General features: G+C 51.8%; 15 protein-coding genes and 3 pseudogenes. 4 read left to right on the top strand and 14 right to left on the bottom strand.

From position 1 onward, the window contains the following. Positions 1–5 precede the first annotated feature (5 nt). From traG to traN, 10 genes and pseudogenes are all read right to left on the bottom strand, one after another. A complete protein-coding gene (traG, locus tag QUF14_RS27700; protein WP_047088737.1) occupies positions 6–2,828 on the bottom strand; it encodes a conjugal transfer mating-pair stabilization protein TraG in 2,823 nt (940 codons plus the stop codon). Then, entirely contained in the window at positions 2,825–4,198 is a 1,374-nt protein-coding gene (gene traH, locus QUF14_RS27705) for a conjugal transfer pilus assembly protein TraH (RefSeq protein WP_024212142.1), read from the bottom strand. The genes traG and traH overlap by 4 nt, the downstream gene beginning before the upstream one ends. Then, the gene (gene trbF / locus QUF14_RS27710) at positions 4,185–4,577 is read right to left on the bottom strand and encodes an F-type conjugal transfer protein TrbF (protein WP_040091326.1); all 393 of its coding nucleotides are present in this window, start codon (positions 4,575–4,577) and stop codon (positions 4,185–4,187) included. The genes traH and trbF overlap by 14 nt, the downstream gene beginning before the upstream one ends. After that, on the bottom strand, positions 4,531–4,845 hold the full coding sequence (trbJ, locus tag QUF14_RS27715) for a P-type conjugative transfer protein TrbJ (protein ID WP_064236902.1): 315 nt from the start codon (positions 4,843–4,845) through the stop codon (positions 4,531–4,533). The genes trbF and trbJ overlap by 47 nt, the downstream gene beginning before the upstream one ends. Beyond that, positions 4,835–5,371, bottom strand: coding sequence for a type-F conjugative transfer system pilin assembly thiol-disulfide isomerase TrbB (gene trbB / locus QUF14_RS27720; protein ID WP_040091329.1), 537 nt, complete (start codon positions 5,369–5,371; stop codon positions 4,835–4,837). The genes trbJ and trbB overlap by 11 nt, the downstream gene beginning before the upstream one ends. After that, entirely contained in the window at positions 5,358–5,639 is a 282-nt protein-coding gene (gene traQ / locus QUF14_RS27725; protein ID WP_000049684.1) for a type-F conjugative transfer system pilin chaperone TraQ, read from the bottom strand. The genes trbB and traQ overlap by 14 nt, the downstream gene beginning before the upstream one ends. Positions 5,640–6,017: 378 nt before the next feature. Then, a pseudogene (locus tag QUF14_RS28965) lies at positions 6,018–6,381 on the bottom strand (hypothetical protein). A 13-nt stretch (positions 6,382–6,394) separates the two neighbouring features. After that, positions 6,395–7,138 carry a type-F conjugative transfer system pilin assembly protein TraF gene (gene traF, locus QUF14_RS27735; RefSeq protein WP_040091331.1) on the bottom strand — a complete coding sequence of 248 codons (744 nt, stop codon included), beginning with the start codon at positions 7,136–7,138 and terminating at the stop codon, positions 6,395–6,397. After that, positions 7,131–7,388, bottom strand: a complete 258-nt coding sequence (locus QUF14_RS27740; protein ID WP_040091333.1) for a conjugal transfer protein TrbE — start codon at positions 7,386–7,388, stop codon at positions 7,131–7,133. Before QUF14_RS27740 ends, traF begins: the two co-directional genes overlap by 8 nt. Before the next feature lie 13 nt (positions 7,389–7,401). Beyond that, positions 7,402–9,306 (bottom strand): type-F conjugative transfer system mating-pair stabilization protein TraN, encoded by a 1,905-nt coding sequence (gene traN / locus QUF14_RS27745; RefSeq protein ID WP_236927347.1) that lies wholly within the window; start codon positions 9,304–9,306, stop codon positions 7,402–7,404. Between the two features lie 57 nt (positions 9,307–9,363). On the opposite strand from traN, the gene tnpA reads away from it, so the two are divergent. The 3 genes from tnpA to QUF14_RS27760 are packed head-to-tail and all read left to right on the top strand — an operon-like array spanning position 9,364 to position 11,979. After that, positions 9,364–10,041, top strand: a complete 678-nt coding sequence (tnpA, locus tag QUF14_RS27750) for an IS66-like element accessory protein TnpA (protein WP_100733974.1) — start codon at positions 9,364–9,366, stop codon at positions 10,039–10,041. Continuing rightward, entirely contained in the window at positions 10,041–10,388 is a 348-nt protein-coding gene (gene tnpB, locus QUF14_RS27755; RefSeq protein WP_000624622.1) for an IS66 family insertion sequence element accessory protein TnpB, read from the top strand. Before tnpA ends, tnpB begins: the two co-directional genes overlap by 1 nt. Before the next feature lie 19 nt (positions 10,389–10,407). Beyond that, positions 10,408–11,979 (top strand): IS66-like element ISCro1 family transposase, encoded by a 1,572-nt coding sequence (locus QUF14_RS27760; protein WP_000381395.1) that lies wholly within the window; start codon positions 10,408–10,410, stop codon positions 11,977–11,979. A 412-nt stretch (positions 11,980–12,391) separates the two neighbouring features. Here the strand turns inward: QUF14_RS27760 and QUF14_RS27765 are convergent, their stop codons facing one another. Then, positions 12,392–12,517: a type I toxin-antitoxin system Hok/Gef family toxin gene (locus QUF14_RS27765; RefSeq protein ID WP_001372321.1), complete on the bottom strand. Its 126-nt coding sequence runs from the start codon at positions 12,515–12,517 to the stop codon at positions 12,392–12,394. Beyond that, positions 12,459–12,608, bottom strand: a pseudogene (mok, locus tag QUF14_RS27770) (plasmid maintenance protein Mok); the annotation flags it as partial. The gene QUF14_RS27765 and the pseudogene mok, both read right to left, overlap by 59 nt. Positions 12,609–12,629: 21 nt before the next feature. Here mok and QUF14_RS27775 point away from each other — a divergent pair. After that, positions 12,630–12,818 (top strand): hypothetical protein, encoded by a 189-nt coding sequence (locus QUF14_RS27775; RefSeq protein ID WP_001355331.1) that lies wholly within the window; start codon positions 12,630–12,632, stop codon positions 12,816–12,818. Here QUF14_RS27775 and QUF14_RS27780 read toward each other — a convergent pair. Together QUF14_RS27780 and psiB are read right to left on the bottom strand one after the other, a co-directional pair. Continuing rightward, positions 12,763–13,549, bottom strand: a pseudogene (locus QUF14_RS27780) (plasmid SOS inhibition protein A). The gene QUF14_RS27775 and the pseudogene QUF14_RS27780 sit on opposite strands and share 56 nt — an antisense overlap. Continuing rightward, on the bottom strand, positions 13,546–13,980 hold the full coding sequence (gene psiB / locus QUF14_RS27785; RefSeq protein WP_000845944.1) for a conjugation system SOS inhibitor PsiB: 435 nt from the start codon (positions 13,978–13,980) through the stop codon (positions 13,546–13,548). The pseudogene QUF14_RS27780 and the gene psiB overlap by 4 nt, the downstream one beginning before the upstream one ends. Positions 13,981–14,006 lie beyond the last annotated feature (26 nt).

Genomic DNA, 14,006 nt, shown 5'->3' on the forward strand with positions numbered 1-14,006 from the left:
CAATATTATTGCTTATGCTTATCCTGATACACCTTTGCTCTTTTCATCAGTTCCTGTGGGCTGTCAGCACCAGGCATTCTTTCCTGAGCCGACTTTTCTTCATTATATTTATTATCCTGAGACAATACCTCTGTTTTATGGTGATTTTGCAGTTCAGAATACTGCCCTCTTACAATATTTTCCTCGCCGAGGATGCTGTTCTGAGTATCCCCGATATTGCCTCGATATTCTGTGACCATATTATCAACCTGCTGCTTCACATCGTTACGGATATTACTGTCCTGCGTTCTTTGCTCAATAATACCCTGATGCCCCTGATGGTCTGCAATAATATCCTGGCTGCCACCGCCCGAAGGTACGCTCTCCATTCCTTTACCGATATCGCCACGGGATTCACGCCAGGCGTTATCAACACCAGGCTGTACCTGTTCCTGAACAAAAGACCAGGCCATTGCCCGACGACGTTCTGCAATCTCCGGTGAACTGGTGTTTGTCAGAATAGCTTCTGCATCCTGCGGCGCGTGTTTCATCACATACTGTGCAAACTGTTGTGACAGGTCTTCACTCATCTGCCCACTCATGCTTTCAGTACGGGAGGCCATTTCAGCATATTCATGGCTGCGGGTCATATTCGTCGTGTACTGGTCGTAACTCTGTTTCGCTGAGTTCAGGGCTGCAGACAGCTGGTCCACCCTGGAATCGGCATTATTGTCAGTATGGCTGCCGGATTCACTGACCTTGCGACTGGTAAAGTAATCGCTTGCCTCTTTAAAGTCTTGTGTAGCCCTGGCATCGATATCATGACGAGCATCATGACTGGCCCGTGAACCACTGCTGGCCTGATGCGCATCATCATCGCTCCAGTCAATACCTGCCCGACCACCACCTCTGACACCTGCGCCACCACCAACACCAAGAATTTTAGGTTTAATCCCCCATTCAGCATGAGCATCTCCATACATCCCGGCAGAAGCTCTCGTACTTCTGGATGCCAGCTCCTGAGTCGCCTGCTCATTACTGATATTATGCGCCTTCGCATAGCTTTCCACTGCGCTGCGCATACGGCTGGCCATCATGGAGTCCTGCGCACTCATCGTACTGTCAGCGCCACCGGTGACAGAATCACTGCTTCCCCGGTTAGAGCCAAACTGGCTGAGTGTGTTCCAGGCACTGGCAATACTGCTGCTGAAACCATGCAGGGCACTTTCCGCCTTATTCATCGACTCCCGGGCCATTTCCTGTTGCGCTGCTGCAATCTGACGCGTTGCATTAATACCAACCGGCAAACGGGACATTGCCCCACTGGCATCCATCACCATGCTGCCGTCACGGGTCTGCGTGGCGGTTGCTCCACTACCGGTCTGGTGCGTCATCTGACCAAATGACGTGGTACTGTTGGTGCTCCAGCTGAAGCCGTTCACGTTCTCCGTCTGCATGTTGCCGTAGGAGTAATTACCGTCAACCACACTGCCTGCCGCACTGGCGGTTGGCGTGATGGAAGAAGACGCAAAGTGGCTGTATACGCTGGAAAATCCGGCACCAAGGCCTCGTACCATCATCCATGACAGAGGGGGGATCATCGCTGAGAGATAACCTGCGGTTGATGCCAGGTCGGAGTATTTCAGCTGTATCTGAGAGACTTCCGACAACACCACCGGGGCACCGTTCTGCTTCGCATAGAATGTCATGGCACTGTTCAGAATGGCGTACAGCAGAGGCCAGGTCTGCAGCCACATAAGGGCAAACACATACCCCTTCAGCACCGGCAGTGTCATTTTGTTAAATGCTGCAGCCAGTACCAGAAGCGGGAAAATACCAATGGTTATTCCGGTCAGAATGGTCTGGACCATCGGCAGGTTTCGCATTATTACATGTCCGACAGAGACGTGCGCCAGTCGCTGTTTCTCCATTGATGAGGTGGTGGCCAGACTCACCAGGCTGGCCGTATCACCGTTACGGGCCGCATTACTGGTGATACCCTCTTTCAGTGCATTTATTGTCACATTCTTACGCATAATCTGGCTGGCCGACTGGCTGGCACCGTAGAAATAGCTGTAACTGTCACTGAGCAGTTCCCTGAATAACAGGTCAGGGTCCGGTCTGCCGCCAAATAACTGCTGCACATAATAATGCCAGGTCTTGCCTCCGGTCTTTGTATCAAGATTCAGCTTGTCTTTTAGCGTGACCGACGCATCCTTGCAGCTGACAAAATTATTATTACTGTCATATACCCCCCGCAGCGGGCTGGGCTGGGAAAAAATCACCATATAGGGGTCATCAGCCACCATCAGGTCTTCCAGCGTGTATTTGTGGTTCAGGTAAATATCACCCAGCACGCAGTTCTGAACGTAGTCCTGAAACAGGTTGATAATTTCGGGATTCCGGGAGAGAAAATCGGTGCTTTTCACTATCAGATTCGCCCCGAACAGCATCCCTGTCTTGCTGTAGGTGGCGCTGTCTGGCTGAGCGAAAACCATCTCATAGCCGGCCACCATTGCATGCCCGATACGGGTCGTCAGTGAAAGTGGCATCGCCAGCCCGACCGGTACATTGTCCACACGATGAACCTGAACCAGGTCACTGTTATCAATAATCTGCACCGATGTGCGGACATTAATCAGCAGACTGATAAGCACAAACACGGCAACCCATCCCAGCAAATCCATCACGTTATGTCGCTGTACCCACATAAACGCCACAGCAACAACAGACAGGGTGAGCGCAATTTTTTCGATGGAATCCCACGTCCGGGTACTCATAAAGGCAGCGATGGCATTCAGGTTGTTCCGTAACCATTCCCCACCGGCGATGACATAGACCTCGTTCACTGTACGCCTCCCCCGAAGTGATAATTATTCTGGTAACGGCTGAGCATACGGGCAGACAACTGCTGACGCATGTAGCTCATCTGACGGTCAACAACCAGCAGTGCATCCTGCTGGACCTGCACCTGGCTCTGGAAAATGGCAATCTGTTGCTGCGCCTGATTAAGGTTATCGAGCACACTGTCCAGGACCGCCTGCGGGTAGTTCCCGGTGGAAATCATCGCCCGGGCCTGCTGAAGCAGTTCCTGAATGTACTGGAGCATGATGTCGTAACCGATATAGTCCGTCAGCTGGTAGAGCACACTGTTGGATACGCCCAGCATCAGTGGGTCAACCAGATATCTGAAAACAGGAATGGTGGTGCTCTGAATGAAGGTTTTTTCGTTCTCAGCCAGCGGAGAATCACTGAGCGCCTTGTTCTGAATACTGGTGAGCAGTTTTGCTATCTGTGACTTGAGCGCCCTGTCCTTACTGATGGTCACATTCGCATCGGCCACCACGTTGAGGCACTTATCCGAATCATTGCAGTGATAAATTTTCGCGGTGCCCCCTTCCATAATCGCCCGGACAATATCGCGGTCAGTGGTTCGTGCAGGAAGAGGGGTAATCTCACTGTCTTCACCAAAAATCAGCGTACCGGTGAGCGTCATAATGAACTCTTTCAGCTCCTTGTTACCATCAAGCATCCTGTTTTTGGACAGAGAATCCCAGATGATATTGATGTTTTTCAGTACCCGCTCCTTGTCCTTATCGCTGGCCTTGTCACGAACCGCTGAGGACTGCCCTCCGACCGTGCACCCCTGACGGGAAGCGGCCCAGTCAGCAAAGATATTGCTTTCACTGCCAATGTCCTGGCAGACTTTCCGCTGAGATTCCTGCGTCTGAGGGAACAGGCCACCCACAAGCCCCTGGGCCACCTGACAGCTACTGAGGTTCATACTGTTAATGTCATTCGCCATCTTCTGCAGGAAATCTTTCGCGGTTTTGATTTCGGGCACCGTTGTCTGCAGGGCAAGGTCAAAAAAGTAACCCATCGCGTTACTCATAATCTGCTTAACAAAACGCTGCAGCTGCTCACCATTAATAAAACTGAATGAGCCGAGATAAGCATCGATGCCGCCACACCCTGCATTGATATCCGGCAGTGTCATGGAGATAAGCTGGATATTTCTGACCTGATTACGGGCATACAGAGAACCGCCATAGGCATACCCGGCAGCCTGCCCCTGCCAGACTCCGGCCTGGGTGGTATTGGTGGCAAACCCCAGCTTGTTAAAGAACTGGTTCATGTCGCTGTTGACGTCTGCAGACACAGCAGGCGTCACCGTCAGTAAGACGGCACAAAGAACAAAAAGAGATTTAATGCGCGGCATCATTATTGCCCTCCCATAATTTGTTCTCCCGGCACATACGACGTTTCAGCAGGAATATCATGATATTCCCGAATATTAATTCATACATTGGGGAAAGAAAAAATGTAACAAGAAACCCTGCTGCAAGCGCATATAACGTATACGGAATTGCATACATCAGAATGTTCCACATATAAATCAAATTATTTAATTCCGACTCTGTTTTCCACGAATCAATACCGGCGCTGAAAGTAGCATGCATACAGTGCCATAAAAGCAATCCGGCAACAAAGAAAACCACGAAAAGCCAGAAGTGTTTTTCGGTATTATCACAACTGCGCTCAATATCCCGTTTAATTTTTCTGATTTTGAATTCCTGATTCTTTTTGTTTTCTGTCATCATAAGTTTCCTCTGATATTTCTGATGATTCATTCAGATCGGTCATGCGGCTGTAATATATTTCAGACACCGAAATCCATCCCATAATTGCCCCCACAAAAAACACAACAGAAACAGAAAAGGTAAGACACAGCGAAACGACAATTTCAGCAGGGCTGGAGGGATAAAAAAGCCCCTGACGGATAAAGGGGATATTCAGGCTAACGATGATTCCGGTCGCGATGCCGGATATTCCGGCAATGAGTAACACCACCTGCTTATTTCGCACCTTTTTTTCCTCCGTACATCTGCAGAACGGTATCCATCCGCGCCATAAAACCGGCAGCATCTGATGCGCCCTGTAAAAGCGGCAGCGCTTCAAGCGTATTGACGTTAACCAGGAAGGTGGTCGGTGTGGCCACAGGGATATTCGGGAAGAATGTTTTCAGCACATCCGGTGGTGCAGGTAACGCCTGCGGGAAGGCCGTATCACCCTGACCATCCAGGGTATAGGGAAATACGGAAAATCCGTACTGCAGCGCCAGCTGTTTCAGTACCGGGTCAAACTGGTGACAGTACGGACATCGCCCCTGCATGAACAGCACCACTTTCCAGTCAGCAAGATTGACCTGAGTTCCGTTGCTGAGGCGGAACCAGCGGGGAGCCGACTTTTCTGTCCTGGCTGACGTGTCTGCTGCAGGCTGTGCGGCCATACCCTGCGGATTCCAGAGTCGCTCAATCTCATTCAGGGTGGAGGCCTGCACGGCAGCGGCGCTCAGTAACAGGGTGAACACCAGTGATTTAGTGAGAGACATGTCTGCTCTCCTTTTCTGCAGCAAGAATGGCGGCCTGACGGGCTTCCAGAGCTTCCCTTTCCTCCCGGCTGACGCGGGCTATCCATGTATCCAGTATCTGGTATGCGCCAAACAGTACGAGAATGGCCGCAATCAGCTCTGCCAGAAAGAAAGCCATCCAGGGCTTTCTGTAGACCAGACGGGCAACAATATGAAACCAGAGCCCCAGGGAGAACACCCATACACCTGTAATATCAAGACGGGGTAAAGAGAATTTATATTTACTCATATTAATAACACCATTATTATCCAGCATATTTCTGATTTCATCAGCAATATACAGTTATGTTAATCAGCACGGATTTAATACGATGAATTTATTTTTTGACAAAAAAGCACTCGAAATCATCAGAGACATTATCAGGGAAACAATGCTGGGTAATGTAGCCATAGCATTACTTATAAACATCTCATCAAGTTATATGACAACCAGAGATATATCATCACTGGTCTCGCTCTCTGTTTTTATTTTAACAATTATTTGTATTGAATTATGGGTGATTGTTTCTATAATAAATTATCTTAGCTTATTACAAAAAATCATAAAAAAGTTATCCATTTTTATACTCACTCTCTGGGTGTGTTTGTTCTTCACATTAACATCCCGTTATTTTGTTATGCTTTCTGATGCATGGACCAACCAGTAGAATATAATCATTCCTGCACCAGAAAACACTGCGGCAACAGTGAGCCACAAACGCTTATGCACGCCTTCTGATATGCCTGAAAAATATCCTGTATGGAGTAGCAGCAGCAACCATGACAACACTCCTGCCAGACCCAGCAGGCAGGAGGAATATGCCACAGTTCATATTTCATAATAACAATACCTTCCGCCATCATCATGGACAGGGTGCAAACCACAAAACAGACCCATGAAAAAAACGCCTGTCAGCAGCAAGGAAAATCACTGTCAGTGACATCACTGTCACCTGGGCCAGCAATAAAGGCCATAATGAAATAAAATTCATTTAAACGACCTCTTTAAAAATTCGGTTTAAAATCTTCAGAAACGTTCAGGAACTGTTTTGCCAGGTCGTCCTGCGAAATAAAACCGTATGATAACGGACGAACACTGCCCTGTTTCGGGTCAACCAGCATCAGGGCCGGGAAATATTTCACACCGAGGCGCTGCACCTGCCCCTGGTCAGTCCGGGAATCCGGCAACAGTGGATTAATCACGCCATCCACGGAAACGGGAATAACACTCAGACCATACGTATCCCTGAAGCCATTAATGACCTGCGCCAGCTGCCCGTCGATAGGGTCCTGCCCCCGGTAAAAGAACATGATGCCGTAGTGTTCAGCCAGTTTCGTAATGGCCTGCCGCTGCTGCGCCTGGTCTGCCGCCAGCTGGTTCCGTACCGTGCCGTTGTAATGGCTGTACTGCAGGTTATAGTCCAGTTCGGGATGCGCCAGCATGGCCTTTCTGGCACTCATGGTGAAAAGCCCGGCCTGCTGAGTCCAGTAATTCTGCAGCCGGAAATATTTCACAAAATTATCCACGCCGGGATACAGAATGGCTTCATACAGCGCCCGCTTTGTTGCTGTCTGCAGCGCAGTCAGTTTCTGCATAATATCCGGCTCCTGACGGGGAGCCGCAGGGACTGGTTTATTTTCTTTTTCCTTCGGATTTATTTTCTCGTTATACCACTGCCAGCCTGCATCTTTTCCTGACACCGGAAAAATAAAGCAGCAGAGTAACAGTGGCAGTAATGCTTTATTCATCTTCATTCCTTTCATCACTTTTTCTTTCATCAGGTTTCTGCAGGTCAGCCAGTGCAGAAAAACAACCATACAGAATAAACAGGAGCACACCGGAGTAAAGGATAATGAAAGCAGCAGCAAGTATCCCGCCCACCGTGGTTTCTTTTACCGTATCCCATGACCAGATAATTACCGTGGAAATGACAATTGCTGTAATAACAAGCCGGATAAGAAAATCAACAAGACGATTCGACGTGAATATGACTTTCATTATTTTCCCGACCTTACTGCCCCACCTGTTTCAGCTGACCGGCAATCTGCTCTTTCACTTTTTCGGTCAGCGCACCATTATCCGGGATTTTCTGGTTATTCATCAGGTCTTCGTAGAAGTTAGTGAAGTCCAGCTGGTCGAACTTAATACGCTGCAGTTCATCCACGGTGATCCCCCGGCAGTCAGGACTTTTTGCGCTGCCAAAACCAATACGCAACTGTCCGTTCCGCCCCTGCTGCTGGACTATCTGCGCCAGCTTCGAATCAAACTGGCAGTAACTGCGCTTTTTCTGCAGACAGACACCCAGCACTTTCCGGGAGCAGAACTCACCCACACTCACCGTCAGTTTATTGTCCTTCGCCTTTCCCAGCGCCTTTTCTTCACTGTTACATTCAGCCAGCCCCACATCCTGCCCCCAGCCGCCATCCTTACAGCAGTTACTGAAGCCGGCTGCGGCCTTACGGCAGAATTTCGCCTCGCCCGTGAAAGCCCTGACATCCACACCATTCAGGGCGGCAACATCCTTACCTGCGGCGGCCAGTGCCGCCAGCTGTGAAACGGCCTCACCAAAATCACTGTTTTTTCCGCTCTGCGCCTTATCACATTCACCATCGAGACAGAAGACATCACCACCACAGACCATCACCTTCCCGGATGTTCTGGACTCGCATGAGTATGTGGCATACTCATGCAGACAGCTTCCCTCATCGGAATAAAACGCGCACTGACGTGAGGCCAGCGTACAGGCCGGATTATCGACATATTTCTGACAGGTGCCATTATCTGCCGACTGCGTGACATATTTATCCCGGTATGCCCAGCACGCCTGTGTGATGCTCCAGGGTTTACCTTCCATCACACCTGTTTTCGTACCACCCGGCTCTGAACACTCAGTGCCTTTCAGCACGCCATCCGCTTTATTAAACGGACAACTCTCCACCCACTCCACTCGTGGAACCCATTCTTTATCACGGACCTTCATCCTGAGTTTCAGCGTAAAGGTGGACGCGCCGCTGGCCAGTTTCTCATAAACCTGTTGGTCACCGTTCCCACCAGAAAGACAGTTACCGTTAGCAGTACAGCCACTGCCGGTCAGTACCTGCCCCTGTGTCACCTGTAAACCAGCCGCCCCGGACAGAGGGAAAGTCCCCGACTGCCCGTTTGCCAGACCAACATTGAACGTTGAATTCATGAAGGTATAACGTGAGTTCAGGAAGAAAAAAGCGGCGTATACAGACAGTGAAGCACTTTCCACCGTGCCTGTTACCGGAGCCGTAACACTGAATACCAGTTTCAGCCCGTTCATACTGAACCGGAACTGTGAGTGCGGTATCGTCACTTCACGATATTCATCCGTGTATTTCCAGTCCCCTGTGATACTGGCGGTTCTGGAACAATATTCCTCAACCATCGTATCCCGCTCACAGGTATAGTTGGTGAATTCACTGCGGTTTATCTGTTGCGCACTGCACTGCTGTCCGGTGTTTCCCACGATGCTGTCAGCCCGGTTCACCACATCCCTGCCGGTCTGAATAAACGGCGCATCCGGTGACAGAATGTCTTTCGGCTTGTTCATGAAGGATTCTGTGATGGTTTTGCCGGTTTCACCGGTCGCCCATTCCGTGGTGCCGTCATTTTTCAGGCCACCATCCCCACCGGCAGTCACACCATCGTAATATTTTGTCTCGTCCGGATTTGCGTTATACCCCGGGATACTCTCCTGCGGATTAAAATTCTGGAGACTGCCAATACCCTGCCCCTGGATCTGACGTGCAAAATCAGAACCCGCCCGGTAATCACTGTTGCTGTCGGCAAACACAGAAAAGCTCAGGAAAAAAACAATTGCACAAATATTGCACAGTTTTCCGGAGCCATTAAAATTCAGAGACCTGAAAAAGGTATTTATCTTTTCTTTCATAATCGTAACCGGCTCATTTAAACCGTCTGGTCTGTTTCCTCCGGCTCTACAAAAATAATGTCCATCATTTTTAATGGACACTATCGTATGAAACACCGGACCTGGATCACTGAAGCTTTACGTCTTCACTTTGAAGAACATTTACCCCGGGTTGTGGCCGGGCGTCGCCTGGGTGTACCAAAATCAACAGTTTGTAGTATGTTCGTGCGCTTTCGGAGAGCTGGCCTTTCGTGGCCTTTGCCCGCAGGCATGTCGGAGCAGGAACTTGATGCCTGCCTTTACGGACAATTTTCCACGGTACCAGTCGTACGTCCTGAAAGCACCGTTATATCCGAAGCCCCCGTGGTAAAAAAACGTCCCCGGCGGCCCAACTTCCCTTATGAGTTTAAAATCGCCTTAGTGGAGAAGTCACTGCAGCCCGGAGCCTGTGTGGCGCAGATCGCCCGGGAAAACGGAATCAACGATAACCTGCTCTTCAACTGGCGCCATCAATACCGGAAAGGTGGCCTGCTGCCTTCCGGAAAAAATATGCCGGCACTGCTTCCCGTGACGTTAACGCCGGAGCCGGATAATAAAATCCCGGCCCCCGCACAGGAACCAGAGCAGATAAATACACCGTCCGACAGTCTGTGTTGTGAGCTGGTTCTGCCGGCCGGAACTCTCAGGCTTAAAGGTAAACTGACGCCGGCGTTATTACAGACACTTATCCGCGAAATAAAAGGGAGCAGCCACTGATGATATCTCTCCCTGCAGGTTCGCGTATCTGGCTGGTTGCAGGTATCACCGATATGCGAAATGGCTTTAACGGCCTGGCATCAAAAGTTCAGAACGTCCTGAAGGATGACCCGTTCTCCGGACACCTGTTCATCTTCCGCGGACGCCGGGGTGACCAGATAAAAGTGTTGTGGGCTGACAGTGACGGACTGTGCCTCTTCACCAAACGCCTGGAGCGGGGCCGCTTCGTCTGGCCAGTCACCCGTGACGGCAAGGTGCACCTTACTCCGGCTCAGTTATCCATGCTTCTTGAAGGTATCAACTGGAAGCACCCGAAACGAACGGAACGCGCTGGAATCCGCATATAACCCGTTGTAAAGTGAGGATATGGACACCTCACTTGCTCATGAGAACGCCCGCCTGCGGGCACTGTTGCAGACGCAACAGGACACCATCCGCCAGATGGCTGAATACAACCGCCTGCTCTCACAGCGGGTGGCGGCTTATGCTTCCGAAATCAACCGGCTGAAGGCGCTGGTTGCGAAACTGCAACGTATGCAGTTCGGTAAAAGCTCAGAAAAACTTCGTGCAAAAACCGAACGGCAGATACAGGAAGCACAGGAGCGAATCAGCGCACTTCAGGAAGAAATGGCGGAAACGCTGGGTGAGCAATATGACCCGGTACTGCCATCCGCCCTGCGCCAGTCTTCAGCCCGTAAACCGTTACCGGCCTCACTTCCCCGTGAAACCCGGGTTATCCGGCCGGAAGAGGAATGCTGTCCTGCCTGTGGTGGTGAACTCAGTTCTCTGGGATGTGATGTGTCAGAGCAACTGGAGCTTATCAGCAGCGCCTTTAAGGTTATCGAAACACAACGTCCGAAACAGGCCTGTTGCCGGTGCGACCATATCGTGCAGGCACCAGTACCTTCAAAACCCATTGCACGCAGTTATGCCGGAGCGGGGCTTCTGGCCCATGTTGTCACCGGGAAATATGCAGACCATCTGCCGTTATACCGCCAGTCAGAAATATACCGTCGTCAGGGAGTGGAGCTGAGCCGTGCCACACTGGGGCGCTGGACAGGTGCTGTTGCTGAACTGCTGGAGCCGCTGTATGACGTCCTGCGCCAGTATGTGCTGATGCCCGGTAAAGTCCATGCTGATGATATCCCCGTCCCGGTCCAGGAGCCGGGCAGCGGTAAAACCCGGACAGCCCGGCTGTGGGTCTACGTCCGTGATGACCGTAACGCCGGTTCACAGATGCCCCCGGCGGTCTGGTTCGCGTACAGTCCGGACCGGAAAGGTATCCATCCACAAAATCACCTGGCCGGTTACAGCGGTGTGCTTCAGGCCGATGCTTACGGTGGTTACCGGGCGTTATACGAATCCGGCAGAATAACGGAAGCCGCGTGTATGGCTCATGCCCGGAGAAAAATCCACGATGTGCATGCAAGAGCGCCCACCTACATCACCACGGAAGCCCTGCAGCGTATCGGTGAACTGTATGCCATCGAGGCAGAGGTCCGGGGCTGTTCAGCAGAACAGCGTCTGGCGGCAAGAAAAGCCAGAGCCGCGCCACTGATGCAGTCACTGTATGACTGGATACAGCAACAGATGAAAACACTGTCGCGTCACTCAGATACGGCAAAAGCGTTCGCATACCTGCTGAAACAGTGGGATGCACTGAACGTGTACTGCAGTAATGGCTGGGTGGAAATCGACAACAACATCGCAGAGAACGCCTTACGGGGAGTGGCCGTAGGCCGGAAAAACTGGATGTTCGCGGGTTCCGACAGCGGTGGTGAACATGCGGCGGTGTTGTACTCGCTGATCGGCACATGCCGTCTGAACAATGTGGAGCCAGAAAAGTGGCTGCGTTACGTCATTGAACATATCCAGGACTGGCCGGCAAACCGGGTACGCGATCTGTTGCCCTGGAAAGTTGATCTGAGCTCTCAGTAAATATCAATACGGTTCTGACGAGTCGCTTACGCTGCCTGTCGGAGTCGGGCCTGACGACCGGATGCCGCCAGGCAGCCGGGAGCCGAAGGGGCGCCCGGCAGACAGGACAACACTGCAGTAGTCAGAATCAGAGTAGGAAGAAAAAGAGAATAATCACGGGAAAGGTAATGTCATTTCTGACAACTGGCCATAAACAGAGAAGGCGGGGGAGAAGAACGGGCGCCGCAGGCGCGCGTTCATCCCCGTTCCCGAAGGGAAACGGCCTTCCTGAAATCAGGTTGTTCATGCCCGTACAACATCAGCAAGGAGAAAGGGGCTACCGGCGAACCAGCAGCCCCTTTATAAAGGCGCTTCAGCGCAGTCAGACCAGCATCAGCCCTGAAAAGGCGGGCCTGCGCCCGCCTCCAGGTTGCTACTTACCGGATTCGTAAGCCATGAAAGCCGCCACCTCCCTGTGTCCGTCTCTGTAACGAATCTCGCACAGCGATTTTCGTGTCAGATAAGTGAATATCAACAGTGTGAGACACACGATCAACACACACCAGACAAGGGAACTTCGTGGTAGTTTCATGGCCTTCTTCTCCTTGCGCAAAGCGCGGTAAGAGGCTATCCTGATGTGGACTAGACATAGGGATGCCTCGTGGTGGTTAATGAAAATTAACTTACTACGGGGCTATCTTCTTTCTGCCACACAACACGGCAACAAACCACCTTCACGTCATGAGGCAGAAAGCCTCAAGCGCCGGGCACATCATAGCCCATATACCTACACGCTGACCACACTCACTTTCCCTGAAAATAATCTTGTCGTTCAGCCAGTTCACGGGCAATCCGTGTGATTGTTGCCTCATCACGCTGCCTCCCGGAGTTTGTTCGGCACCATCCACCGTTCCATCTCACGGACAGCGTGACCGGCCTCCCTTGCCGCCATACCAGCCTCTGCAATGACCTGCCAGAATGGCATATCCTGCCACTGCCAGCGTTCCATTCCGGCCAGTGACGGAAAACGCTCGCCCCACTGCCAGAACAGGGTTTCCAGGTCATGCTCTGCCACCCGGTCACTCCAGCGTGCATGCCAACTTCCGGCTGTTTCCGGCGAATGGAATGCCAGTTCGATTTCTGCCTGAGCAACCAGCGCCTGGTACGCACGGGTTTTCTGCTCTGCCTCCCTCGCCTGCTGACGGCTGTACTTCTGCATGACCAGTGCAGATTTATGGCGACTGCGTTCCCTGACACGGAACCGCACTGACGGGAACAACCGCTCTGCTGCATCACCGGGAAGAGGAAGGAGGCAGACCTCGCCCTGTGTTTCAATCAGCACATCGATGGCATACAGCCACTGAAGACGGTTGCCGCGCAGTTCTTCTGCGGTCAGGGACGGCATGAAAAATCGCAGGTCAGACAGCGAAATCCTGCGGCTTCCGTTCAGACAGCGGAAAAACGCCCCCGCATACGGATATTCCGCCAGCGTGTTTCCCTGATGGCGGCGTTTTTCCGTCTCCGCCACCGCCCGCCATGCGGCCTGTTGCTCTGTGCTGAGGGGAACCAGTGCCCGTGAACGTACGCTCATGCCTGACCTCCTTCCGCCATCAGGATATGGATGATGTCATTAACGCTGTACCTCTGCGCATCCAGTGACGCCGCCAGTGCCAGTGAATGGCTGACGGCTTCCGGTGCAAACCGCCGCTGCACCTGAACCACCGCAAACGGCTCACCACCGGCATTCACCAGAACCAGCACCCAGACCTGAGAGACATCGCCCGGTGAACATAACGCCAGGTGAAAACGTTCGTGGGCAGGCGTGAAACGGACCTGGACGGGGAAAAAGCCGCCAAACTCGCTGCCGTACTCGCCGTTCAGCGTCCAGTTGTCCGGCGCATCCAGCTCCCGCATCACGGCGTGTGTCAGCTCACGACGTTCATCACTTCCGGCTGCCCGGATATCTTCATATTCCTGTGCGCTCATGGTCTGTAATACATTCAGGGTCAGTTCAGTTTTCATCACGGTATCTCCCTTGCTGCCGCCCC

Origin of the sequence: Escherichia sp. HH091_1A (assembly GCF_030295175.1) — a bacterium.
GTDB classification, from domain to species: Bacteria; Pseudomonadota; Gammaproteobacteria; order Enterobacterales; family Enterobacteriaceae; genus Escherichia; species Escherichia coli_F.